20 protein-coding genes and 2 tRNA genes are annotated in these 22,024 nt (G+C 57.0%); 9 read left to right on the forward strand and 13 right to left on the reverse strand.

Features of this window, described 5'->3' with window-relative positions; all coding sequences use genetic code 11:
* Positions 1-60: 60 nt before the first annotated feature.
* Positions 61-789 (reverse strand): hypothetical protein, encoded by a 729-nt coding sequence (locus MBOO_RS10580; protein WP_012107599.1) that lies wholly within the window; start codon positions 787-789, stop codon positions 61-63.
* Between the two features lie 136 nt (positions 790-925).
* On the opposite strand from MBOO_RS10580, the gene MBOO_RS10585 reads away from it, so the two are divergent.
* From MBOO_RS10585 to MBOO_RS10595, 3 genes are all read left to right on the forward strand, one after another.
* Positions 926-1,822, forward strand: coding sequence for an aspartate/glutamate racemase family protein (locus MBOO_RS10585; RefSeq protein ID WP_198324431.1), 897 nt, complete (start codon positions 926-928; stop codon positions 1,820-1,822).
* 244 nt (positions 1,823-2,066) lie between these two features.
* Positions 2,067-3,230 carry a response regulator gene (locus MBOO_RS13200; RefSeq protein ID WP_012107601.1) on the forward strand — a complete coding sequence of 388 codons (1,164 nt, stop codon included), beginning with the start codon at positions 2,067-2,069 and terminating at the stop codon, positions 3,228-3,230.
* A gap of 91 nt (positions 3,231-3,321) precedes the next feature.
* Positions 3,322-3,732 (forward strand): threonyl-tRNA synthetase editing domain-containing protein, encoded by a 411-nt coding sequence (locus MBOO_RS10595; RefSeq protein WP_012107602.1) that lies wholly within the window; start codon positions 3,322-3,324, stop codon positions 3,730-3,732.
* Here the strand turns inward: MBOO_RS10595 and MBOO_RS13205 are convergent.
* Positions 3,729-4,745, reverse strand: a complete 1,017-nt coding sequence (locus MBOO_RS13205) for a phosphatase PAP2 family protein (protein WP_012107603.1) — start codon at positions 4,743-4,745, stop codon at positions 3,729-3,731. The genes MBOO_RS10595 and MBOO_RS13205 overlap by 4 nt on opposite strands.
* A 181-nt stretch (positions 4,746-4,926) precedes the next feature.
* Here MBOO_RS13205 and speB point away from each other — a divergent pair, with 181 nt between their 5' ends.
* A complete protein-coding gene (gene speB, locus MBOO_RS10605; protein WP_012107604.1) occupies positions 4,927-5,901 on the forward strand; it encodes an agmatinase in 975 nt (324 codons plus the stop codon).
* A 61-nt stretch (positions 5,902-5,962) separates the two neighbouring features.
* Here speB and MBOO_RS10610 read toward each other — a convergent pair whose 3' ends face one another.
* The 3 genes from MBOO_RS10610 to MBOO_RS10620 form a co-directional block, all read right to left on the reverse strand.
* Complete coding sequence (locus MBOO_RS10610) at positions 5,963-6,304, reverse strand: GlpM family protein (protein WP_012107605.1); 342 nt, start codon at positions 6,302-6,304, stop codon at positions 5,963-5,965.
* 178 nt (positions 6,305-6,482) lie between these two features.
* Positions 6,483-7,511 carry a hypothetical protein gene (locus MBOO_RS10615; RefSeq protein WP_012107606.1) on the reverse strand — a complete coding sequence of 343 codons (1,029 nt, stop codon included), beginning with the start codon at positions 7,509-7,511 and terminating at the stop codon, positions 6,483-6,485.
* Between the two features lie 167 nt (positions 7,512-7,678).
* On the reverse strand, positions 7,679-8,233 hold the full coding sequence (locus MBOO_RS10620) for an FUSC family protein (protein ID WP_012107607.1): 555 nt from the start codon (positions 8,231-8,233) through the stop codon (positions 7,679-7,681).
* Between the two features lie 370 nt (positions 8,234-8,603).
* Here MBOO_RS10620 and MBOO_RS10625 point away from each other — a divergent pair, with 370 nt between their 5' ends.
* Positions 8,604-10,037 (forward strand): COG1361 family protein, encoded by a 1,434-nt coding sequence (locus MBOO_RS10625; RefSeq protein ID WP_232385605.1) that lies wholly within the window; start codon positions 8,604-8,606, stop codon positions 10,035-10,037.
* Between the two features lie 154 nt (positions 10,038-10,191).
* Positions 10,192-11,424 carry an ABC transporter permease gene (locus MBOO_RS10630; protein WP_012107609.1) on the forward strand — a complete coding sequence of 411 codons (1,233 nt, stop codon included), beginning with the start codon at positions 10,192-10,194 and terminating at the stop codon, positions 11,422-11,424.
* A 48-nt stretch (positions 11,425-11,472) separates the two neighbouring features.
* Here MBOO_RS10630 and MBOO_RS10635 read toward each other — a convergent pair whose 3' ends face one another.
* The 8 genes from MBOO_RS10635 to MBOO_RS10670 all read right to left on the reverse strand — a co-directional run bounded on the left by MBOO_RS10635 (position 11,473) and on the right by MBOO_RS10670 (position 19,081).
* The gene (locus MBOO_RS10635; protein WP_012107610.1) at positions 11,473-12,066 is read right to left on the reverse strand and encodes an SET domain-containing protein; all 594 of its coding nucleotides are present in this window, start codon (positions 12,064-12,066) and stop codon (positions 11,473-11,475) included.
* 172 nt (positions 12,067-12,238) lie between these two features.
* Positions 12,239-13,351: a tRNA uracil 4-sulfurtransferase ThiI gene (gene thiI, locus MBOO_RS10640; protein ID WP_012107612.1), complete on the reverse strand. Its 1,113-nt coding sequence runs from the start codon at positions 13,349-13,351 to the stop codon at positions 12,239-12,241.
* Between the two features lie 46 nt (positions 13,352-13,397).
* On the reverse strand, positions 13,398-14,873 hold the full coding sequence (metX, locus tag MBOO_RS10645) for a homoserine O-acetyltransferase MetX (protein WP_012107613.1): 1,476 nt from the start codon (positions 14,871-14,873) through the stop codon (positions 13,398-13,400).
* Between the two features lie 9 nt (positions 14,874-14,882).
* Positions 14,883-16,178, reverse strand: coding sequence for an O-acetylhomoserine aminocarboxypropyltransferase/cysteine synthase family protein (locus MBOO_RS10650; RefSeq protein ID WP_012107614.1), 1,296 nt, complete (start codon positions 16,176-16,178; stop codon positions 14,883-14,885).
* A 73-nt stretch (positions 16,179-16,251) separates the two neighbouring features.
* Entirely contained in the window at positions 16,252-17,616 is a 1,365-nt protein-coding gene (gene pscS, locus MBOO_RS10655; protein ID WP_012107615.1) for an O-phospho-L-seryl-tRNA:Cys-tRNA synthase, read from the reverse strand.
* 16 nt (positions 17,617-17,632) lie between these two features.
* Positions 17,633-17,703 (reverse strand) — tRNA-Cys (locus MBOO_RS10660).
* Between the two features lie 253 nt (positions 17,704-17,956).
* Entirely contained in the window at positions 17,957-18,952 is a 996-nt protein-coding gene (locus tag MBOO_RS10665) for a radical SAM protein (protein ID WP_012107616.1), read from the reverse strand.
* Between the two features lie 58 nt (positions 18,953-19,010).
* Positions 19,011-19,081, reverse strand: a tRNA-Cys gene (locus tag MBOO_RS10670).
* A 392-nt stretch (positions 19,082-19,473) separates the two neighbouring features.
* Between MBOO_RS10670 and MBOO_RS10675 the strand changes: the two genes are divergently transcribed.
* The 3 genes from MBOO_RS10675 to MBOO_RS10685 all read left to right on the forward strand — a co-directional run bounded on the left by MBOO_RS10675 (position 19,474) and on the right by MBOO_RS10685 (position 21,949).
* Positions 19,474-19,713: a hypothetical protein gene (locus MBOO_RS10675; RefSeq protein WP_157677686.1), complete on the forward strand. Its 240-nt coding sequence runs from the start codon at positions 19,474-19,476 to the stop codon at positions 19,711-19,713.
* 805 nt (positions 19,714-20,518) lie between these two features.
* Positions 20,519-20,725, forward strand: coding sequence for a winged helix-turn-helix domain-containing protein (locus MBOO_RS10680; RefSeq protein ID WP_012107618.1), 207 nt, complete (start codon positions 20,519-20,521; stop codon positions 20,723-20,725).
* 306 nt (positions 20,726-21,031) lie between these two features.
* Positions 21,032-21,949 (forward strand): AEC family transporter, encoded by a 918-nt coding sequence (locus MBOO_RS10685; RefSeq protein WP_012107619.1) that lies wholly within the window; start codon positions 21,032-21,034, stop codon positions 21,947-21,949.
* Positions 21,950-22,024 lie beyond the last annotated feature (75 nt).

A 22,024-nucleotide genomic window follows, 5' to 3' on the forward strand; every position in this document is an offset into this window, starting at 1 on the left:
TGGGTATGGGGAGGGTGAAAGTGTGGGGGAGAAGCGGGGTCGGATCCCGTGTCTCTCTCCTTATCTCCTCTTATGGAACACGGCCAGTGCGCCTGCCACGCCAGCGGCAAGGACCACGACTTCGGTACCAAGGGGTGACGCGGTTGTTCCCGCAGCTGCCGGTGCTGACGCGGTCGTGGCTGAAGGAGCAGTCCCGGCCGGGACCGGCACAAGGCTGATATCCGCCGTGCTGACCTGTCCGGGCGTGGCGCTCACCTGCTGTGAGGCAGGCTGGTACCCGTCAGCATCTACCGTGAGGGTGTGCTGCTGACCGCCCGAAACATCGTCAAACTGTACACTCCAGGTGTCCGCCGCCGGGCCGTTATTGACCTGGCACGTCAGCTTATCAAGGCAGACTTCCGTAGATGCGGGTGCGGGGGAGATATAGACATGGAGTGTACCGGTCGATGAACCCTCGGTTTCGGTCTCGGTTGCGATGGGCGAAAGGTAGATGCTGCGGGTCACATCGTAGCAGTTTGCAGCCACGTACACGGTGTCGGTATAGTCCTCGTAGCCGGCGGTGTTGTACACCCGGATCGTGTGGTCCGTACCGCAGGCAGGTGCACCGAAACTCGTACTGCTGTACCCGTTGAGGGTGCCGACATTTACCTGGCAGGAGCTGTCAAGGCAGACCGTCCCGCTGCCCGGGTGAACAAAGATCCAGACATAATTGGTGGCCGACACGGTCCCGGCAAATGCGGCAAGCAGAACGATGAGCAGAACGATACAGCGAGGGTCCGTGGACTTCATAAGGGATAGTATACAGGACTGTTTAATAAGAGTACTGAAATGGTGCGGATGGAAAGAGCGGCAGATGCCCCGTGCAGGACCAGGATCTCACGATTTCCAAACGCATTTAAACCCGGCTCCCCATAGGGAAAAATCAATGAAAGCCGTTCACACCTGCTGTCTCTTCGTCCTGCTCCTCTTGTCTGCCCTCATCTGCTGCTGTGTCACTTCGCAGCCCGCGGTCACAGCAAATGTCACGCCGGCCGCTGGCGCCAGCGTGAATACGTCCGGGGTATCGCCCACCGCGACGCTCTTTTCTGATGCCCGCCAGATGAAGACCATCGGTATCATCGGCGGGGTTGGCTGGTCGTCTTCGGCAGAATATTACCGGATTATGAACGAGAAGGTACAAAGTGAGCTTGGCGGGGACAACTCTGCCCAGATCCTGATGTATTCGATCCAGTTCGGGGAGTTCTCCGGGCAGGAACGGCTTGCAGAAGCCGGGAACTGGACCCCCTTAAACGCAACGCTCGTAGACGCCGGCATGCGACTCAAACGGGGAGGCGCCGACTTTATTGTCATCGCCTCGAACACGCTCAATTCGCGGGCCGATCTTATCGAGCAGTCAACCGGGCTTCCGGTGCTCCGGATCTATGATGTGACCGGCGCAGCGGTAAACAAAAGCGGTCTTAAAAAAGTGGCGCTGCTGGGCACAAAATATACCATGGAGGCACCGTTCTATCGCGATACCCTCAAGAACAAGTACGGTATCGACGTTGTCGTTCCCAATGCGACCGAGCAGGACTACATCAATAACGTGATCTTCGACCAGCTGGTCCGCAATGATATCCGGAACGACTCGCGGGAGGGGTATATCCGGATCATCAACCGGCTCGTGGACGAGGAGGGCGCACAGGGGGTTATCCTGGGCTGCACCGAGATCCCGCTCCTGATCAACCAGAGCGACGTGAATGTGCCGGTCTTTGACACCACCCGGCTCCACGCCGAAGCTGCGGTCGATTATGCCCTAAGTAACGCAACCACCATAAACTGAACATCGTCCGGGGTGACCTACCGGCATGTTCCTGCCGGGCCTGTATCCATTTTTTTTATGAAATTACCGGGAAACACACATCCCTTGAGACCGGCTTTCCGGCCACCGGCGTAAAAACGATATTTGGATCTCTGGTACTCTCTATAAACTATTGATTAAAATTCTGGATTTATTTATATACGATCCGAAATTAATCTAGTGAAGCACAGCACCCCACAGGTACACCGGCACCGGGCGATACGAAATGACAGTCCAGGTCTTTATTGTCGACGACGACGACATTGTCGCCCATTTAATCGAAGAAGTGCTCACCAGGAACGGCTACCTTATTGCCGGGCGGGCGGTCAACGGGGAAGAGGCCCTCCGGATGATCCCAAAAACCTCCTGCGATGTAATTCTCATGGACATCACGCTTGACGGCAGGATCGACGGTATTGACATCGCAAGGATGCTTGCCACTACGCTGAAGATCCCGGTCATCTTTGTCACTGCAAACTTTGACAAGGAGATCCTGGAACGGGTAAAGATGCCCACCACGTTTGGCTTCCTCACAAAACCGTTTACCATAAAAGACCTGGTCGCAACCATCGAGATCGCCCTTTTTAATTTCAAAATGCGGGGAGGAACTCCCCACCTTGCCGAGCCAAAAACACACACCCCGGCACTCCCAAAAGAGCCCGTTGCGGTATCTGCGGCCCGTGCGGCAGATACCGTAAAGCACAAAAAAGAGACCAGGAAAACGCTCAAAGACCTCTACACCTATGGTCTGGACCACCAGGCAAAGGGCAATTACGACGCGGCCCTGCAGTACTTCACCGAGATCCTCAAAAACAACCCCTCCGATGTTGCCATCTGGGCGGAGAAAGGAGATGTGCTCTACAAGCTCGGGAAGAGCGAAGATGCGCTTTGCGCTGTGGACACCGCCCTTGGGATAGAACCGGCAAACGAGTACGCCATCTGCAAGAAATGCCGTATTTTAAGCGACATGGGAAAGAACATGGAGGCGCTTGTCCTCATCGAGAACGCCCTTAAGGTGATCCCCGACAAGTACGCCACCATGGTGGAAAAAGGCAACATACTCCATGGAATGGGAAGGGAAGAGGATGCCTTCCAGACCCTGGACGCAGCGATCGCGATGGACAAGAAGTCCGGGTACGCCCTTGGCGCAAAAGGGAGGATCCAGGGCGAGCTCGGGATGGACAAGGAAGCGCTTGCCACCTTCGGGCGGGCGCTCAACCGGGAGCCAAAGAACGTCTCCCTCTGGCTTGACCTTATCCGGATCTTCGAGCAGAAGAAGAACAGCCACCTGGCGTTAAACATCCTGCAGCGGGCGCTCGAACAGAACCCCGAAAACGAGATCCTGGCCGCAAAACGGGAGAAGATCCTCCACAGCAGCATCCCCGGCTAAAAAGGGGATCCCCTCCCTTGCACGGTTCTCAAGCAAATTTTACCTGTTCCATTACCCCTTTATCCCTGCACATCCCCCGGGGTGATGGATCATGAAGCTCCTGATGTTCGACACCAACGAGTTCTGGTATAAACCGTTCCAAAAGACCCTGGAGACCGCACAGACCGCAGTAGACGAGGCTGCGTTTGCCGACTCGCTCGTGATATTTGTCAACGTGGAAGAAGAAGACGAACTCCAGAAGGACAAGAGCATCAGGAAGGCAGCAGAAAATATCCTGTGGCTTGCAAAAAAGACCGGACGGACAAAGGTAGTGCTCCACTCGTTTGCCCATCTCTCCGAGAGCAAGTCCGGCATTGGATTTGCCGAGGCAGCGCTCCAGGGGATCCGGGACCGGCTGGCGGCAAAGGGGCTTACGGTCGCCATCACCCCGTTTGGCTATTTCCTCGAATTTAAGATCCACGTGAAAGGCGAGTCTCTGGCAAAGGTCTGGAAATCGGTTTAGGGCTGCCGGGGCAAAAAGGGTCCGTCTTTTGTTTTCAGGATCACGTTTGGTCCGCGCCGGGCAAGGAGCGGGACGCATGCGGTAAACCAGAGACCGGCCACCAAAGCCGGGACAACCAGCACCACCGGGGCCGGGAGAAGGGGCCCGGCCCGGGCAAGGGCTGACTCGGCAAGCCCGTACAGGGCAAGCGTGGAGATCACCCCGAAAACAGCGATAGTACCCCGGTGCAGGGAACTCGCCGGCGGGATCCACCCGCCCTGCCGGCGCAGGAACTCGTACCCGAGCAGGCTCCCAAGGACAAGGCCGGCCGACTGCCACGCGGTGATCACCTGGACCGGGTTGATCGGGACTCCCGTCTGGCTCATGGCGGTTGCCGCCCATTCCTGAGGGAGCTGCCAGCCGGCAAGGGAATAGTACGCAGGAAGTGCACAAAGAAGCGGCAGGGCAGAAAGAACGAGGATCCCAACCATCCTCCCCCGCGGGCTGAGCCCGGCAACAAAAGCATCAATTTTCGGCGAGAAGTACAGGAACAGGAGCAGGACAAGCGCCCCGAATGCAAGTCCCCCCACCACGTCGAGGACAAAGTGGACACCGGCAAAGATCCGGGCAGACACCGTCAGGCCTGCAAGCACCACGCAGGCAAGGACGATCCAGTACCTCCGGACCGTGGCTGCCATATAGCCGTACACCACCGTGCTGCACATCGCACCTCCTGAGGGAAACCCAAACGAGGGCAGGGAGGAGTAGGCCTTTACTGCCAGGGAGACCCAGTACGGGCGGGGAAGATGGAAGAAGAGCTTGAGGGCCTCGTTAAGGCCAGAGGCAAACCCGAAGAGCACGGCAAGCCGGATGCCGTACTTCGGGTGGAAGCCCAGGTACAGCAGGACCACCACCGTAAGGTATACGGGCGCAGAGTCCAGGAACTTTCCTGCCGCAAGAATGGTGGTCAGGAGGGGCGAGAAGTGCTGTGCGGCAACATTGAGGCCGGGATCGAGAAGCAAAAAGGGGGCCATGGGTCAGTACTCCGTATGCCGGGAAAACCGTATGCGCCGCCCCGGTCCGTTATACCCTTTATCTTTCGGGGAACTCATTAAGCATACCCTTGTGTGCAGGCATTTTTGCACAAAAACCATCCCGGCGGGTTTCATATACCATCGCTCCCCCGTATTCCTATAGGAGAACGGGAGGGCACAGATGGATAACGACCTGGAGAAGATGGCGGCGCAGTGCAGGACTTTTACCAAAGAGATGGTGGACAACCCGTACCGGGGGCTTGCCACGTTCTTTGGCCTGCCGTACACCGAATCGCTCGACAACCTCGACATTGCGCTCATCGGGGTTCCCATAGATCTGGGAGTCACCGACCGGAGCGGAACCCGGATGGGCCCGAGGGCATTGCGCAACGAGTCCCGGGGCGTCGGAGCCTACAACCACTGCACCCGTTCGACCCCCTGCACGGCACACCGGATCGCTGATGTCGGAGACGTGCCCTTCCGTTCGGTGTACCGGATCGAAGAAGCGCTGGACGATATCTCCGCGTACTACCGCGGGATTGCGGCAGCCGGAGTCACCCCCGTGACCGCGGGAGGGGATCACTCGATCACCTTCCCGATCTTACAGGGCCTTGCCCCAAAAGAGAAGGTCTGCCTGGTCCACTTCGATTCCCACTGCGACACCGCCCCACCGATCCATGGCTGCGGGTACACCCACGGTTCCCCGATGAAAAACACGGTGGAGGCAGGGCTTGTGGACGCTGAACACTCCCTCCAGATCGGGATACGGGGCTCAAGCGAACCACTCTGGGAATTCTCCTCTGCAAGCGGTATGCGGGTGATCCACATCGAGGAGTTCTACGAGATGGGCTGGAAAGGCGCAGTAAAAGAGATCCACGACCTTGTCGGTGACAGCCCGGTGTACCTCTCTTTTGATATCGACTGCCTTGACCCGGCCTTTGCCCCGGGCACTGGGACACCGGTCGCCGGCGGCATGTCCACGTTTGAAGCGCTCCAGATGGTGAGGGGAATGCAGGGCCTGGATGTCATCGGCGGCGACCTCGTGGAGGTCTCCCCACCCTACGATCATGCGGGTATCACCGCCCTTGCCGGGGCGACCCTCCTCTTTGAGATTCTCTGCCGTGCGGCCGAGGCACGGGAACGCCGGGGGGCCTGAAAAAACCTTTTTTGCCGGTAGCAATACGGGCAGAAAATGCCTCCGCCGGCACATTCTGCACTTATGCCAGCGTGAGCGCCCGGTTCATGACAACTGCTGCCACAAGCCAGACCGAAAATGCCCCGCCGAAACTGGGGGCCAGCGGATAGCGGCCCATAAGGAAGTAGAGAGCAAGCAGGAAGAGCAGGGTGGGGATCGCAAACCAGAATGCCCCGATTGCAAGCTGCCGGCCAACCTCCTGCCCGGCCCCGGTGGAGGTAAAGAGGATGGCAAGCGTTGTGATGATAGGGGCGGCGGCCAAAAGCCCACCGTATTTTGGGTCAAGATGCTCGGCAAGGACAGTCACCCCTACAATAACGCTTCCTCCGATGATGAACTTCAGGGCAAGGTAGAGGTAGTCCATGGATATACCTCCATTGATCGGCCAAAAAGATATATCCGTCGAAATGCGGGAGGCCGGCCCACACCCCGGCCTGATCCGCCATCATCCCTTTTCAGTCGTATTTCCTAATGAGAGCCGGGTTCCGGCACCGGATCAAACAGCAGACCAGGAAGCCACCCCTTCTCTAATGCATCCATGATCATCTGCACCCCCCGGCAGCGGGAGCGGTGTCTGAGGCAAGCGTGGTGTTACAGGCAGCCGGCGGGGCGGTAAAACTGTTGCAGATCGCTTCCTTATACGCTTCGGGTGTACGGGCACCGTTGTACGTGACCCCGTTGATGACCAGCGTCGGCGACCCCTGTGCACCGGCAGCATCTGCTGCAGCCTCATCGGAGGCAAGGGTGCCAACCGATGCGTTCCCGGCAGCGCACGAGGTTATAGCCCCGTCATCCATCCCGAGCGATGTCGTCAGGTTCTGGCGGCAGGCCGAAAGTGCTGCGCTGTTCCCGGCAAGGGGATAGCACTGTTCATCAAAGCGCTCCAGGTACACCCAGTACTGCGCTGGGTACTGCTGGTTGATGCAGACCTGCCGCAGGTCTTCCTGTACTTCGGCGGGGCCATGCAGGGACTGGACCGAAGCAGGGGTGGAACCGGTCACCGAAGAAATATACCGCACATGGAAGTCAGCATCGGAACCCAGCAGATCGGCCACCGGCTTCATGGCAGTCTCTGCCTGCGTACCGTACGGGCAGAAGGACATCACGTACAGGTCAACCTCCGGCCGGGCAGATTTGCTGGCCGCTGCCGGGGAGGCTGATCCGGAGGACCCGGGCAGGGGCGCACTCATATTGATCGCGTCGGTAAAAAGGAGGCCGCAGTCGCCCGAGGCATAGACGGTCACATTCTCCGAGGAGTAGGTGATATCCACCGAGTACACACCGTGGTTTTCCCGGACACCCACGAGACTCGCGGTATTCCCGGGCGTGATCTGGTTTGCGTTGATGTACTGGACAATCTTCTCGCCGCAGGCCGTCGGGGAGATCCCCGGGGAAGCAGCAGCCGTGCCGGCAGGTACGAAGATACCGGAGCCGGCCAGGAGGAGTGCCACAAGGACTCCTGCAACAAAAGCCACTACGGCAAGGGTCTTTGGTCCAAAAAAAGTGGTATGGGGGGTATCCCGGGGAGATCCCCCGGCGTGAGGTGATGCCTGACCTGGTTCCTGTGGCATGGCTGATTCCGGAATAGCATTTCCCAGCGCATCAGATAAACTGTGACCTTTTCATAAAATGCCGGGATCTGCCATGTAACCCCAAAAGAGCAAAAAAGGTAGTACCGGACTTTAATAGTGTCTCTCGATAGTGCCCGGACCAGCCCCGCGCAGACAAGGACCGTCCCTCATTCCCGGTGAAGCACGTACTGGAATATCCACGCCGCACAAACCGCCACCGAGCTCCCGATGATCACCTCAACAAACCGGTCAGCCGCGTTGATCACCGGGGGGATTGCGGGATTGAGCGCCGAGATCACCATCACGATACCGACCGTTAAGGCCGCAAGCCGGAGGTGGTCGGGGATCCTAAGGAGAACACAGACAAAGACCACGATCCCGATGAGAATGCCCATGCCTGCAAGGGAAAACGGGAAAAACGTGAGGTACACGGCAGAGAATACGGCGCCGATAAAGGACCCGAATATCCGCAGCCACGCCGTTTTTATCGTGGATGACCTGGTGTCCTGCAGAACTACGATGGCAGAGATCAGCGCCCACAGGGCCCCGATCATCACCGAATCCGAAGACCCGGGGAAGTGCGTGGAAATGATGAGGGCAATCGAGAACGAGATGGCCGCAACCAGGGCAAACTGGACTGCAGTCAGGAGCGCGGCCGCACATTCCCGCAGATATCCGGCCACCCTGCCGGGGTTTCCTGCACTGCTTTTGCTGCCGGACATATTCATCGTCCCTAGATGGGGAACGGGAGAATACTAATGTTTCTCCCCGAAGGGATGGCAACTGCCGGCTGTTCCCGCCTGGAAATCCATTTTTTTATCGTGTCCGTAACGCGGAAGTGTAGGTTTTAAATGACAATAAGTAAAATATATATTACATAATCCCGAGAAAGGCCGGATCCGTCTCTGCCGGTGCTCTCCCCCGAGTACAGCAATGCAGGGAAAAAGGAAGGAGACCCGGAGGGATCAACGACAGGCGCATCCAGGATTCCCAAAAGGAGAGGAGTGCCGAGTCATGCCCGGATCCGGAACAACACGTTCTCCGGTTTAGTAACGGGTGGAGAGAAATACAGTGAATCCCCGTGGTGCCACCATGCGTTCAACTATAGTTTCCCCGGGAAGGGGTTATAAGAAGATGCGATGGGTGCTTGCAGGTATACTCCTGTTGCTGCTCATAGCGGGCGCGTATGCAGACAATTCAGGCAGTTCCAGCAGTACCTCAGGCATTTCCGGCAGCAGTTCGTCAGGTACTTCCAGCAGTTCGTCAACGAGCACGTCTGCCTCCACGGTCGATCAGGCAGCGCTGGTCTATGTCTCCAATGTGACCACGGACAGCGGGTCGTATTTCCCCGGCGATTCCGGGACGGTCTCGGTCACCCTGACCAATGGCGGGACAACGGCAATCGGGCTGGAGGATCCGACCCTGATCAGTCCCCACCTCGATATCCAGAAAAGCGACTGGGAGGGCATGACCTATGTGGGTGCCGGGGATACCATCACGTATTCCATCCGGTTCACGGTTCTGCCGCCGGATGGGACGTACGACGCCCTGTTTACGGTCGGGACACAGGGAGGCAACGCCATCCACTATCCGGTCGAAATCAACGTAGACTCCAATAGCCTTCTTGCCGCGGTTACCTCCCAGCCTACCTCATTTGCACCCGAGGCAGAGCAGAACGTGACGCTCACCCTGATGAACACCCGCTGCGGCGCGATCAACAACATCGTGATCACACCCGAAGGGACCGGTATTGTTGCCGACCCGGCCATGTACCTCATCCCCGCTCTTGCGTCCTCCAGTTCGTACTCGGACACCTTCGGCATCACCTCCCACCAGGCATCAAACCTCACGTTTAACATCAGTTACCAGGATGGCGACAACACCCATTACACGGACGTGGTGCTGCCGATCAATATCGGTGAGGACAAGACTGCCGCGGTTCCCGTCCTTAACGATGTGGCACTCACCACCTCAGGATCGGGATATGACATCACCGGGGATATCACCAATGCCGGGATCTCGGATGCCTACGGGGTGATCGTAAACGTTGCTTCCCCGGCAACCGGCACCGGGACCTATCCGGTCTATGCCATTGGCAGCATCGCCTCCGACGATTCCGGGACCTTCGAGCTGACCTTTACGACAAGCGATCTCTCCGCCGTGCCCGTGGTCATTACCTGGAAGGATGCTGCGGGCAACGATTACAGCCTCACCAAGACCCTCAACCTTGGTTCGTCTGCCGGAGCAGCCAACGTAACGGCGGGCAGTGGCTCGCGGGTGACTTCAGGAACCGGAACGGGCGGGAACTTTAATGGCGGTACCGGAGGCACGAGTCGTGGCGGCTATGGCGGAAGTTATGGCGGGCGCAGCAGCAGCAACAGCCTCTTTGGCGGGATCACCAGCGGCAGGGGCGCCGGGATTGCGGCATTCTATCCCCTCATTGCCGGTGTCGTGTTCCTGATTGCAGCGATCGTCCTGTGGACCAAGCGGAAATGGATCATGATCAAGCTGAAAAAACAGCAGTAGCGGGGCCGGAGATGACCGGTATCCTCTGTCGCCGAAATGCCTGCAGAACGGAGACTGATAACCGGGAGAGCAGCAGCGCCGGCACTGGGACAGGACCTGCCCTCATTCCCGGGAGGACGCCCGCATCCGGCCGGTGCCCGGCGGGAGGCAGGGTATGATCAAAGGGGACATCTTCTTTAACCTCGCAGTACGAAGCGTCCGCATCAATTTCCTGCGGTCGATGCTTGCCGCGATTGGCATTGTGATCGGCGTTGTTGCCATCTCCTCCATGGGGATGCTGGGCACCAACATGCAGCTGGAAGTAAAAGACCAGCTCTCGGCAAGCGCAAATACCATTGTCATTACCCCGGATGTGGTCCGTCTGGGGCCAACGGGTTTTGTCCCGGGCTCATCGTCATCATCCTCAACCGGGATCGATAAAGACGATCTGGCAAAAATCACCATGGCCACCGGGTCGAACGGCACGGTAATTCCCATCTACTCGACCAATACCGAGTTTACGATCAATTCAGTGGCGGGAAGGGGTTCGGTGTACGGGCTTAACCCGCTGGATATCCCCAAATTCCTCTCCTTAAACCAGTCGTATGGCAACGGGACCACCGATATCGGGGCAGGCGAGGTCCTTGTCGGGGCGGAAATCGCGCAGAACTTCAACCTTAAGGTCGGCACCCGCATCAGGATCGGCTCGTTTAATTCCGCATCCCGGCCCGAGCTCCGCATTGCCGGCGTGCTCCAGCCCCGGGGGACCGTCGCCGACGGTGTCTCAACCGATAACGGGATTGTGGTGAACAATAACTGGTATACCAACCAGTACGGCGGGGAGGACGAGTGGAGCCAGGTCAATGTGATCGTCAACGATGTGGACAACATCAGCGACATTGAATCAATGATCAGTGCGAAAGTGAACACCAATGAAAAAACGCCGGTCATCCGGATCCGGGACGCCACCTCGCAGCTCGCCACCGAGACCTCAGCCCTGAGTACCGTTACGACCTTTATCATGGCCATCGGCGGGATCTCGCTTTTGGTCGCTGCCGTGAGCATCTTCAACGTGATGATGATGTCGGTCTCGGAGCGGATCCAGGAGATCGGCATCCTTCTCTCGATTGGGACCGAGAAAGGGGAGGTACGGAGGATGTTTTTGTACGAAGCATTTATCCTTGGACTCCTTGGGGCCGGGGTGGGCGGTGCATGCAGCCTTGCCATCGGCTATACCGTCGTAGAAGCGATGATCGGGACAACCGCATATTTCTTCGAGCCTGCAAGTATCCTGTATGTCCCGGCAGCCATGCTCATCGGCGTAGTGGTCTGTGTCATCTCGGGCATGTACCCGGCCTGGCGGGCGTCCAACATGGATCCCATTGATGCGATACGGAGCGAAGAATAAGAAGCCCTGCTGCGGGTCACCGGGGTGTAACTTCGTGCCGGTTTGGGATCACCGGAGAAGCACCCCGGCTTTTTTCCCGCCGGGGATCACTGCCTCTTCGCGTACCCGGTCTGCCGGCCGGTTTCCGTCCAGGTTCTCAATCTTGGCCTGGATATACGGGGAAAAATGGCCCCGGTAGCGTTCCTGCAGCTCGGGAAGCATCCAGTCCTGTTCCGTTATCGTCTTCCTGCACCGGGGAGAACCACATGAACAGTCCATAGAAAAGACCATATCGCTTCCCACCGATTCCGAGACAGTCATGGCATAATCAAAGGTGATCTCCTCCCCGGCACGGATATCCCGCAGGGCAACCAGGAAGACCTGTCCCGAAAAACCGGCATTGGGATCGCAGCTGTGGTTAAAAAAATCCGTGTCTTCTGCCATGTCACCGGTCGGGCCAAGGACAAAGCGTTCCTCGATCTGCATGGTAAACCTCTGCATACCGGGGGGGATCTGGTACATCTCATCGATCAGCATGACCTTCCCCCCGAAGATCGCCAGTCTCTCGCCTTTTTTGATCTCCTCCCGGGCAAATATCCCGGAGCCTTCGGTATCGGAACTGCGTTTTTCAAGAAGGGGATTGAGCCAGCTGTTCGTATTCATGGGCACGCTCTTTTTTTAGGTACGTAGGAATGCATAGGAGACTGATCTTTCTTATCGGTTGTGGTAAAACGGCGTTATAGGGGAGCAAAAGAGGAGCCCGGATGCGTGGACTGCATCAGGGAACAATTCCCACCAGGCCGGATCGAAAAAATATGACGGGATAAGGGAGATCTTACACCGGCAGCGGGATCTTTGTTGCTTCCAGCGCACTTTCGATCGCAAGGATCTCGTCAAGCTGGGCCCTGGTGGACGGCCCGTTGGGTACCGCCTTGCAGCCGGATGCCTTACTGGTGGACTCTTCAAAGGTTCCGATCTCGCGGGCAAGCGCAATGGCATCTGCCTTGTCAAACCCGATAAGCGGACGGTACACCGGGATCTCCGCCACATCGGAGAGGACAACAAGGTTGTCGAGAGTCTGGCTGGCTACCTGCCCGAGCGACTCCCCGTTCACGATACCTTTTGCCCCCACTTCCTGGGCTACGGCCTGCGCAATCCGGTACATACGTCGTTTGCAGAAGAGACAGGTATACTTCTCCTGGTGGTTCCGGATCAGTTCCTCTTTTGCAGCTGCCAGGTACGAATCATGGATCACCCGGAGCTTCAGGTCCGGCTGGTACTGCCGCAGGATCTCTACCACCCGCTCGGCCCGGGCAAGCACGGTCTCGTCAAGGAAGGTCTCGAGTGCTACATAGATGGGGACGATCTTACAGCCCCGCTTCATCATCATGTACGTTGCAACAGGAGAATCGATCCCGCCCGAGACAAGGGCAACAAGCGTTCCCTCTACCCCGAGGGGAAGACCGCCCGCCCCCTTGATCACGGTATCGTACAGGTAGCACTCATCCTGCCGGATCTCGACATGGATCTCCACATCGGGAGTGGCGAGGTTTACCTTGAGATGCGGGAAGGCCTTTCTTACCTGGTCACCCAGTTCGATGGCCTTGTCGTTTGAGGAGAAATCGTGTTTTCCCACCCGTTTTATCCGGAGTGCAAAGGTCTTTGCCAGGGACAGTCCATGGGCCCGGCCATACTCGATAAGGGCCTCTTCGAGGGTAACCTCGCGGGGAACATGCTCAACCTCGGAGAACGAGACAATCCCAAAGATGTGCCGCAGTTTTACCGGGTCTGCATCACCGGTCAGCCAGATCCGGCCGCGTTCGTTCTTGATCCTGACGTCCGGCATCAGCTGCCGGATGTTGTTCATCAAAACGCGCTCCCAGTGCCGGCGCACCGGATCCGATTTTAAGAAGATCTCCGAGTACCTGACCAGCCATTTTTTCGTCATTGTAGTATCCCCCGGCAAACGCTTACCGGATCCTGGCCCGCCCTCATCACGGGTTCTGTCTCCCTACAAGGGTACTGATCGCATCGCTTGTAATAAGACCGATCACGTGCGAGTCGCCATCGATCACCGGAAGCGCGGAGATCGAGTGGGCCTCCATCTTGCGCGCCGCCTCGTCAACGGGCTCGTTCTCGGTGGTCGTGACCACGTTCCGGCTCATAATCTCGTCAAGCCACAGGAAATTGGAAGCCACCGCCTTTGCAATGTCCCACGAGGTCACGATTCCCACGAGCTGGCCGGCAGGGGAGAGAACCGGCAGGTGATTGACACCACTGGTGATCATCCGCCGGGCGGTAACCGCGATCGTGGTACCTTCCTCGATGCACTCCACGTTCCTCGCCATCACGTCACCTACGACAGTATGGGAGAGGAACCGGGAGATCAGGTAGTTGAGCTGCCCGGATTCAAGGAGGAACGCATCATGGCCGTAGTTGGACCGGATCTCGCAGTACTGTACCTCGCGCTCGTTCGTGGTAAGGGCGGTAACAATCTCCTGCGACTGGTAAGGAGGGTACAGCCAGTCCGAGGTAACGGAGATAACAAAGAACGCAGCCTTTGCCGCTGCAAGGCCGGTGGTCAGGGACCCGTCTTTGGTGAGATCAAAGTAATCGATGGCCTTGGTGATGTAGAGATACGAGTTTGCATCGAACCTTTTTGTGAACGTATCACCCTGGTGGTGGAGGTAGCTCTCGATGGCAAACTCGGTGGAGAAATCAAAGCCCACCTGCGCCTTTCCCTGGAGCGAGCGCCCGAACTTCGCGTGCATCGATTCATCGGAGAGGTAGGTGATGTGGCCCACCATCCGGGCAAGGGCGAGGCCATGGGCAGGGGTCTTTTTCCCGTAATAGTCCCCGCCACTCCAGTCGGGATCGGAGAGAATCGCCTTCCGGCCCACCTCGTTAAAGGCGATCTGCTGGGGGGTGGAGTAGCCGGTCGTGGCGATGATGACCGCCTTTTTTATAAGATCCGGGTAGGAGACAGTCCACTGGAGCGCCTGCATCCCCCCCATCGAGCCGCCTGCAACCGCATAGAGTTCGGGAATACCAAGGCTGTCAAGAAGAAGTTTCTGGGCGTTAACCATGTCCCGGATGGTCACCACCGGGAAGGTTGCGCCATAGGGTTTGCCCGTTTCGGGGTTGATGGTGGAAGGGCCGGTCGAGCCCTTACACCCCCCAAGCACGTTACTGCAGATAACAAAGTAACGCTCGGTATCAAACGCCTTTCCCGGCCCTACCACTGCGTCCCACCAGCCGGGTTTTGTTTCCCCGTTATGGAACCCGGCTACGTGAGCGTCGCCCGAGAGGGCATGGCAGAGAAGGATCGCGTTGCTCTTTTCCTTGTTGAGCCTGCCGTAGGTCTCGTAGGCAATCCTTATTTCGGGCAGCACCGCCCCGCTCTCCAGGGTAAAGGGACCGGGGAGGTCTGCGTACTGGGTCGTAACGATGCCTAGCGAGCCACGAAGCATACTCATACCCTAGACTTGGGCAAGGGCCTGATTAAGGTCTTCGATGATATCCTCGATATCCTCAGTACCGACGGAAAGGCGGACGGCATCCGGAGTAACGCCGGTCTTGGCCTGTTCCTCAGCGGTAAGCTGCTGGTGGGTGGTGGTTGCCGGGTGGATCACAAGGCTCTTTGAATCGCCGATATTAGCGAGGTTACTGAAGAGCTTGAGGGAATCGATGAACTTCCTGCTTGCGGTCTCCCCACCCTTGATCCCGACACCGACGAGGGGGCCGAAACCGCCGTGGAGGTATTTCTTGGTTAAGGTGTGGCTGGGGTGCTCCGGGAGCCCGGGGTAGTTGACCCATGCGACCTTGGGATGACCTTTGAGGAACTTTGCAACGGCAAAGGCATTCTCGGAGTGGCGTGGCACACGCAGGTGGAGGGTCTCAAGGCCGATAAGGAAGAGCCAGGCGTTAAACGGGCTTAAGACTGCTCCCGTATCCCGGAGCAGTGAAACCCGGATCTTGAAGATGAAGGCAACGTTTCCGAGGCCGGGGAAGTTCCCGAACGCATCCCAGTATTTGAGGCCGTGGTAGCCCGGGTCCGGTTCGGTGAACTCGGGGAACTTGCCGTTGTTCCAGGCGAACTTGCCCGAATCAACGATCACGCCGCCGATGGAGTTGCCGTGGCCGCCGATGTACTTCGTGGCCGAATGAACGACAATGTCTACGCCATGGTCAATCGGGCGGACAAGGCCGACACCGGTGGTGTTGTCCACAACCACCGGGATGCCATTGTCGTGGGCGATCTTTGCAATCGCTTCAAAGTCAGGGGTATCGAGTTTCGGATTACCCACGGTCTCGGCATAGATGGCACGGGTCTTGGGAGTAATTGCATTCCTGAACGCCTCGGGCTTGGTGGAGTCAACAAAGACTACCGTCCTCCCGAGCTTCGGGAGCGTGTAGTGGAACAGTTCATAGGTACCGCCGTACAGGTTATCGGCAGAGACGATCTCGTCCCCGGGCCGGGTGATGTTGAGGAGCGCGTAGGTGATTGCTGCCTGGCCTGATGCCGTGGCAAGCGCCCCGGTTCCTCCCTCGATGGCGGCAATGCGCTTCTCGAACACATCGGTGGTCGGGTTCATGAGCCGGGTGTAGATGTTCCCCAGTTCCCGCAGACCAAACAGGTTGGCAGCGTGTTCCGTGCTCTTGAACACATACGAGGAGGTCTGGTAGATCGGTACTGTCCGTGACCCGGTGGCCGGGTCCGGAACCTGCCCTGCGTGCAGGGCAAGCGTTCCAAGGTTGAGTTTCTTTTCTGACATGGTAGGTCTCTTTTCTTGTGATTAGCTGTTTTTTTTTAATGAGGGGAAATGGTGGTATTCCAGGCTCACCGGTTTATTTTGTTACCGGGAGCTCGAACTTTTCTGCGATCTCAGTGAAGGCGTCGGCAAGGTAGTGGACCTGCTTCTCCGACAGGCCGTAGGTGTTGAGTTTCCAGGTGCGGGTGGCACCGGCAAACTCTCCCACGATCCCGCGGGATGAGAGCTCGTCGCTGAAGTAGAATCCCCGGCGCTTATGGGTCTTTGCCACCGTATCAAAACTCCCGGTGGTGTCGACCTTGGTGAGCGTGTGCCTGCGCGGGTACTCGGAAAGCACCCTGCTACCGGAGATTTTGAGGAGCCGGTCGATGAAGTAGTTCGAGCGCTTCACCTGCTCGTCCCAGTGCAGCACCCGTTCCTTGACCGCGGGGAACGAAGCAATCATGGAGAGCAGGGTCCCGCCCATCAGCGTACACCCGAGCAGCTCCACTTCCTTGATGCCGAATTTCCTTTTGGTGAGGTCTCCGACAATGGCAGTGGTACGAAGCGCCTTTGGCGCCCATTCTTTGGTCGTTGCAAGTACCCCGGACGGCGCGACCGATGCCATACTCTTGTGTCCGGAGCCTACCACAAAGTCGGCCCCGATCTTCTTGCCATCCACCGGCTGGACACCGACGGTGTAGGCGCCGTTGTAGAGGAAGGGGATATCATACTGGTGAGCCACTTTCCCGATCTCGCGGATCTCGTGCTCGTTTGCAAACTGGTAATCGAAGTGGTCGATCATCACCAGCACCGGGAGTTTCCCGGTCTCAGTTTTGACCTCTTCGATCTTTTGTGCCGTTGCCTCACCGGTAACGATGTTTTTGGCATTCAGCGGCACTTCTTTTATCACCCCTCCTGCATTTTCCACCGAGAGAAATTCGGTGTAATGGGCAAGTGCCGAGACAATCACGGAATCGCCCTTGTTTACGAGCGTCCCGGTAACCGCCTGGAACCCGCGGCGGGCGCCGGGCACGACCCGGGCATGGTCCATGTTGAGCCATTTGGCAAGGTCGGCATGGAATTCCGCGATTCCCGGTTTTGAGATCTTGTCCAGCCGGAACGGTTTCCGGCAGGCATCACAGGTGGAATAGCCATCCCCATAGGAGATGATCGCCTTACGGGCTTCGGTCGTCAACCGTCCGGCGGCCTGGATGGGGTGGATGTTGATGTACTGCTCCTCGCGGGAACGGACATCAAGGGTACCTGCGATCTTGGTTACTTTCGGTGTCCCGGTGCCGGCTTCAAGATCCGCAACAATCGCCTTGAGATTGCCGATCCTCTGCCGGAACGCCGCCTCCTCCTCGGCCGAGAGGCCGGTGGGAAGGGAATCGCGGAAGATCCCGCGGATCTCTTCAAGTTCGAAGAGGGCCTCGAATGTTTTCTGGACTCTGATACTCATGAATATACCTCGGAAAAGCCAGGACCCGGAATCGAACCGGGATACGCTGATCTGCAGTCAGCCGCGTAGCCTTTCCGCCATCCTGGCATCACATTCACGATTGTGAATCTGACTATACAAGATAACAACCGTGATTATTTATATGTTCTCCATTCGGCGGCTTTTTCCTGATGGCATTTTACCGACGTAAAATCGCTTTTTTGTCCCCGGATTTCTATGCAGTAGAGGGATAAATCACGCGCACAACATATACGCTGTGGTAATGAAACTAAAGATTCCACACAATACCCGGGTATGCAAAAAAAAGCCGAAAATAAAAGGGGTACCGGGGACCGGGCGATCAGAGATCCCGGTGAGGAGTAAGATCGCAGCCCGTGCAGGGCAGGCACATGGTCTGCGCAAGACGCACGTCAAGATCGTGCCGATCCAGGGCTGCACGGTTGATCCGGGCCAGTTTGATGAGCCGGTCAGATGACGGGCGGACAACCTCAAGCTGGCCCTTTCTCAGCGGATGCGGGGAGATGGGGCGGAGGTTGGGGATGACCCCCATGCCGGTAAGGATCTCGACACCCTGTTCCACGCACTCATCCGACTCCCCCAGACCAAGGATGAAATTTGAGGAGACGTGGTTTTTCCCAAAGACTTCAACGGCCTCAGGAAGAGCCGCAAGAATATCATCAAGGGAGAGGTTCGGGCAGACTCTGGTGAAGATTTCGCGATCCATGGTCTCGACATTGTACTTGATCTCGATGGCACCGGCCTCACGGAGATCTCTGGTGGATGTGGCGGTGGGATAGAGGGAAACCCCGATGGGATACTCGTAACGGGAGGCAAGGTGCCTGACAACCCGGACCAGGTACTCTGCCTCTTTTTCCGGTGATTCGGCAACGCCGCTTGTGAGCGAGATCGCCTTAAGATCCCCCCGTGAGGCTGCAGCGGCCACCATGTCATCGATCTCCCCGATGGTCTTTACCCTTCCGTTCTGGATCGGCACCGGGCAGAACTTGCAGTCAAAGATGCAGCGTTCGCTGACCGTGATGTAGGCCTGGTCAGGGCAGTGACAGAGGGGCAGTTCGAGCTGGCCTGAAGCAATGATCTGCCCGTCCATCCTGACCGCTACCCCGTTTTTCCAGGGGATCACCTTCAGGGGAGACTCTTTTTTTATGGAGAGCCGGACCCGGCGGCTGCCGGACCGGATGAAAAATGAGGAGCCGCCTGCACCCGGCCCTGCGGTTGCCGTTGTTTTCATGCTCTCAGGCAAAAGGGATGCATCGATATCGGCACCCCCGATATTTATCAGGATAGCTTTTGTTTGTGCAGTAAGTCCCGGATCCATCACATATCACCTGGAAAAACAGCTCCGTCAGGGGCATCTTATTCCCTGATAACAGGAAAGCCAGGACCCGGAATCGAACCGGGATACGCTGATCTGCAGTCAGCCGCGTAGCCTTTCCGCCATCCTGGCACGGGCGGTTCACAATTGTGATGCGTATTTTCCTTATAGGTACCTTCTTTATATAAAATCTGTCGTTCGGGCAGGTTTTGCCGCAAATTTTAAAGAAAACGCAGGAAAATAGTGAGTTTTGCTTAATTATAATTATATAAATTTGTTTTTCTGCCATCTATGTACAGGCAGATGGACACCCTATTCCGGACCGCCGGGTACGGTACAGGATCGCTTATTGCCGAGGTGTGAACCCTCATATGGTTCCACGTGCGAAAAGGTAAGTAGCAGCCCTCCGGGAAAGCCGTGGTCGGCGGTATTGTACTCGATAGTAATGGGCGTCTTCACAGAGGAGGTAAAGAAGGGTGGAAACGCAGGCAGGGTTTTTCCGGAAAGCGGAAACCTATCGGATCATGATAGATCCGGAGGGTGTCGGCCATATCCGGATCATTAAAAGAATGAATTTCCGGACCGTGCTTGCCCTGTTCAAAGAGCTGTACCTGGAGCTCCGGAAACGGCCGGAAGGCAGACCCTATATCATCATTCACGTCTCCCGTTCACTCAGCGACGAGATGTCGGAGAACCTCAAGGCATTCCTGATGTTCTGTTCTACCTGCCTTGACGGCACGTTCGAACTGTCCGTAGTGGAATAGCCCGGAAAAGTCCTGAGGGTACAGGATCCCTCCCCCCCTTGGCTTGCCCCGTAACCGCTTCAGCCGGAAAAAAGGATAGTCCGGCATTCGTTCCGCGAGATTATCCCGGGAAAAGACACCCCCCACTCCCATCTCTTAGTATCTAAGCGCAGCGGATAACCCGTTGCCGCGATCTGTATATAATGTGCAGGTTCCGGAGGATTTTGCTCAATTGCAGGATTTCATATGGAATCCCTGCTCACCAGTAATCGTGCCCCTGCGATCCGTTTCCCGGAAATATTCACGCCGGAACCGTATGGCCCGTCTTGCATTTCAGGACCGGACAACCGTGTACTGCAACCAGTGTTACTGCCATAATCCCCGCCGCTGTTTCCAGCAGGCAAATCGCAATCCACTCTTCCGTTAGGTATCCATTTTTCCCGGATACCTGCGGGCTTCCCTTCTTGGTATATTGTGCCGCACCCCCTTTCCCAACGCATCCGAAAGAGGATTTTATGTGCAGATCTCATGCGCGGAGATAATGAGCCACCAAATGTAATATGCTTCAGAAGCATATTTACCGGAATCCGGATTTATCCAAAATAACGATTTATTGCTGTTAAAAACAAAATATGGTCAAATTTATAAGATATTTTACCTCCCCGCACCGGGACAAGGCTGAGGAAATTGATCCGAAAGACTTAACAATTGTGAATTCAACCTTGGTATGGTGATCCAACTATGAGGGATCGTCTTTGTTGTAAATACAACCGAAACTGATAGACCCGCAGCCGGGATCGGGCATCTGCCCCCTTCGGCAAAACTCGTGTATAAAGTGCTGGAAACCAACGGCAAACTGACACAGAAAGATCTCATCCGTGAGACCTCACTGCCGTCCAGAACCGTGCGGTATGCATTGAACAGGCTCAAGAGCGAGAAGTTCTTAATCGAGCATTATTACTTCATCGATGCCCGGCAGAGCCTGTACGGCCTCAACCCGCAACCGTCCCAGGAAGAGGTGGTACCTGTATGATGCGTCCCATGCGATTACAAACCGGCACGTTCCTCCCATAACCCGGCCACGCGGTACGCATCCGCCACCGGCCGGATACCATTTTCCACCGTCTGAGCACACGCACAACAGCCAACCCTCACCCCCCTGCCCCCCCATCCCCATAGGGGGGGGGGCCACTTTTTATCCTGATAAACCGGTACTGCAGGTCCCTGCCCACTCCGTAATCTATATGCCTTTAAGGGGCCCACTATCCTCCCGATCTTCACCCGAATCCTGCGACGAGGTCTGCAGGACACAACCATCTCACCAGGGAGTTAGCCGGCTATGGATCTTCTCACTATCATTGTCGCTCTGGTCTCCCTCTTTTGCATCATTGGTATCGGGTTTGCCGCCCGGAAGTACGGCATCCTCAACGGCAACCGCGTCCATCTCATCTCCCATATTCTCGTGAGTGTCTCACTGCCGGCCCTCTCCATCACCAGCCTGCAGGTACCAGAGACCGCAAAGACCATGGGTATCGTTGATCACATGCTCGTGGTTGCCATCGCGTACTACCTTGCAGCACTTGTCATTGGCATCCTCCTCTTCCGGTTTATCCCGTGTGCCCCGGATGAAAAAGGGGTTTTCCAGTTCATGCTGGTCTTTCCCAACTCCATGTTCATGGGTATTCCGGTAGCGCTTGCGGTGCTTGGTCCAGGCTCTCTCTTCTATGTGATCCTCTTCAACGTGCCCTTTTATTTCCTGGTCTTCACGCTTGGGGTATGGCTGCTTGCCCGGGGCCGGCCCGGGAAGATCGACCCAAAGGTCCTTCTCTCCCCGGGTCTTGTGGCGGCCATCGTGGGCCTTGTCCTCTTCATGATGCAGTACACGATCCCGGCCCCGGTTGAGTACGGGCTTGACCTTGTAGGATCGGCAACCACACCGCTTGCCATGCTCGTGGTGGGTGCGATGCTTGCAACCCTTCCCCTGCAGCAGCTGGCCGGGGACTGGAGGGTGTACCTGGTTGCCGCACTCCGTCTTCTCGTCTTCCCAATCGTGGCGTTCCTCGTGCTTTCGCCTTTTGTGACCGATCGGCTCCTTCTTGGGACTGCAGTGCTCCTGATTGCCATGCCTGTGGCAGCAAACACCGTGCTGCTCTGTGAGGAGTATAACGTGGATGCCAAGCTTGGTTCGCAGGGCGTGTTTATCTCCACGGTCCTATGTCTGGTAACGATTCCGGTCCTCGCCCTTCTTTTCTTGTAAATGCTACAGGGACCGGGACAGCTTTGCCCCTGAGCATATATTCCCTGTACACCTCATGATACCTGAGGCATATCC

The organism is Methanoregula boonei 6A8, from assembly GCF_000017625.1.
GTDB lineage: Archaea > Halobacteriota > Methanomicrobia > Methanomicrobiales > Methanospirillaceae > Methanoregula > Methanoregula boonei.

Coding starts and splice junctions, on each gene's coding strand:
- MBOO_RS10595 (WP_012107602.1), top strand. CDS start 3,322: ATGAAGCTCCTGATGTTCGACACCAACGAGTTCTGGTATAAACCGTTC.
- metX (WP_012107613.1), bottom strand. CDS start 14,873: ATGCTTCGTGGCTCGCTAGGCATCGTTACGACCCAGTACGCAGACCTC.
- MBOO_RS10610 (WP_012107605.1), bottom strand. CDS start 6,304: ATGGACTACCTCTACCTTGCCCTGAAGTTCATCATCGGAGGAAGCGTT.
- MBOO_RS10685 (WP_012107619.1), top strand. CDS start 21,032: ATGGATCTTCTCACTATCATTGTCGCTCTGGTCTCCCTCTTTTGCATC.
- pscS (WP_012107615.1), bottom strand. CDS start 17,616: ATGAGTATCAGAGTCCAGAAAACATTCGAGGCCCTCTTCGAACTTGAA.
- speB (WP_012107604.1), top strand. CDS start 4,927: ATGGATAACGACCTGGAGAAGATGGCGGCGCAGTGCAGGACTTTTACC.
- MBOO_RS10625 (WP_232385605.1), top strand. CDS start 8,604: ATGCGTTCAACTATAGTTTCCCCGGGAAGGGGTTATAAGAAGATGCGA.
- MBOO_RS10615 (WP_012107606.1), bottom strand. CDS start 7,511: ATGCCACAGGAACCAGGTCAGGCATCACCTCACGCCGGGGGATCTCCC.
- MBOO_RS10620 (WP_012107607.1), bottom strand. CDS start 8,233: ATGTCCGGCAGCAAAAGCAGTGCAGGAAACCCCGGCAGGGTGGCCGGA.
- thiI (WP_012107612.1), bottom strand. CDS start 13,351: ATGACGAAAAAATGGCTGGTCAGGTACTCGGAGATCTTCTTAAAATCG.
- MBOO_RS10585 (WP_198324431.1), top strand. CDS start 926: ATGAAAGCCGTTCACACCTGCTGTCTCTTCGTCCTGCTCCTCTTGTCT.
- MBOO_RS10675 (WP_157677686.1), top strand. CDS start 19,474: ATGATAGATCCGGAGGGTGTCGGCCATATCCGGATCATTAAAAGAATG.
- MBOO_RS10630 (WP_012107609.1), top strand. CDS start 10,192: ATGATCAAAGGGGACATCTTCTTTAACCTCGCAGTACGAAGCGTCCGC.
- MBOO_RS10580 (WP_012107599.1), bottom strand. CDS start 789: ATGAAGTCCACGGACCCTCGCTGTATCGTTCTGCTCATCGTTCTGCTT.
- MBOO_RS10635 (WP_012107610.1), bottom strand. CDS start 12,066: ATGAATACGAACAGCTGGCTCAATCCCCTTCTTGAAAAACGCAGTTCC.
- MBOO_RS10665 (WP_012107616.1), bottom strand. CDS start 18,952: ATGGATCCGGGACTTACTGCACAAACAAAAGCTATCCTGATAAATATC.
- MBOO_RS13200 (WP_012107601.1), top strand. CDS start 2,067: ATGACAGTCCAGGTCTTTATTGTCGACGACGACGACATTGTCGCCCAT.
- MBOO_RS10650 (WP_012107614.1), bottom strand. CDS start 16,178: ATGTCAGAAAAGAAACTCAACCTTGGAACGCTTGCCCTGCACGCAGGG.
- MBOO_RS13205 (WP_012107603.1), bottom strand. CDS start 4,745: ATGGCCCCCTTTTTGCTTCTCGATCCCGGCCTCAATGTTGCCGCACAG.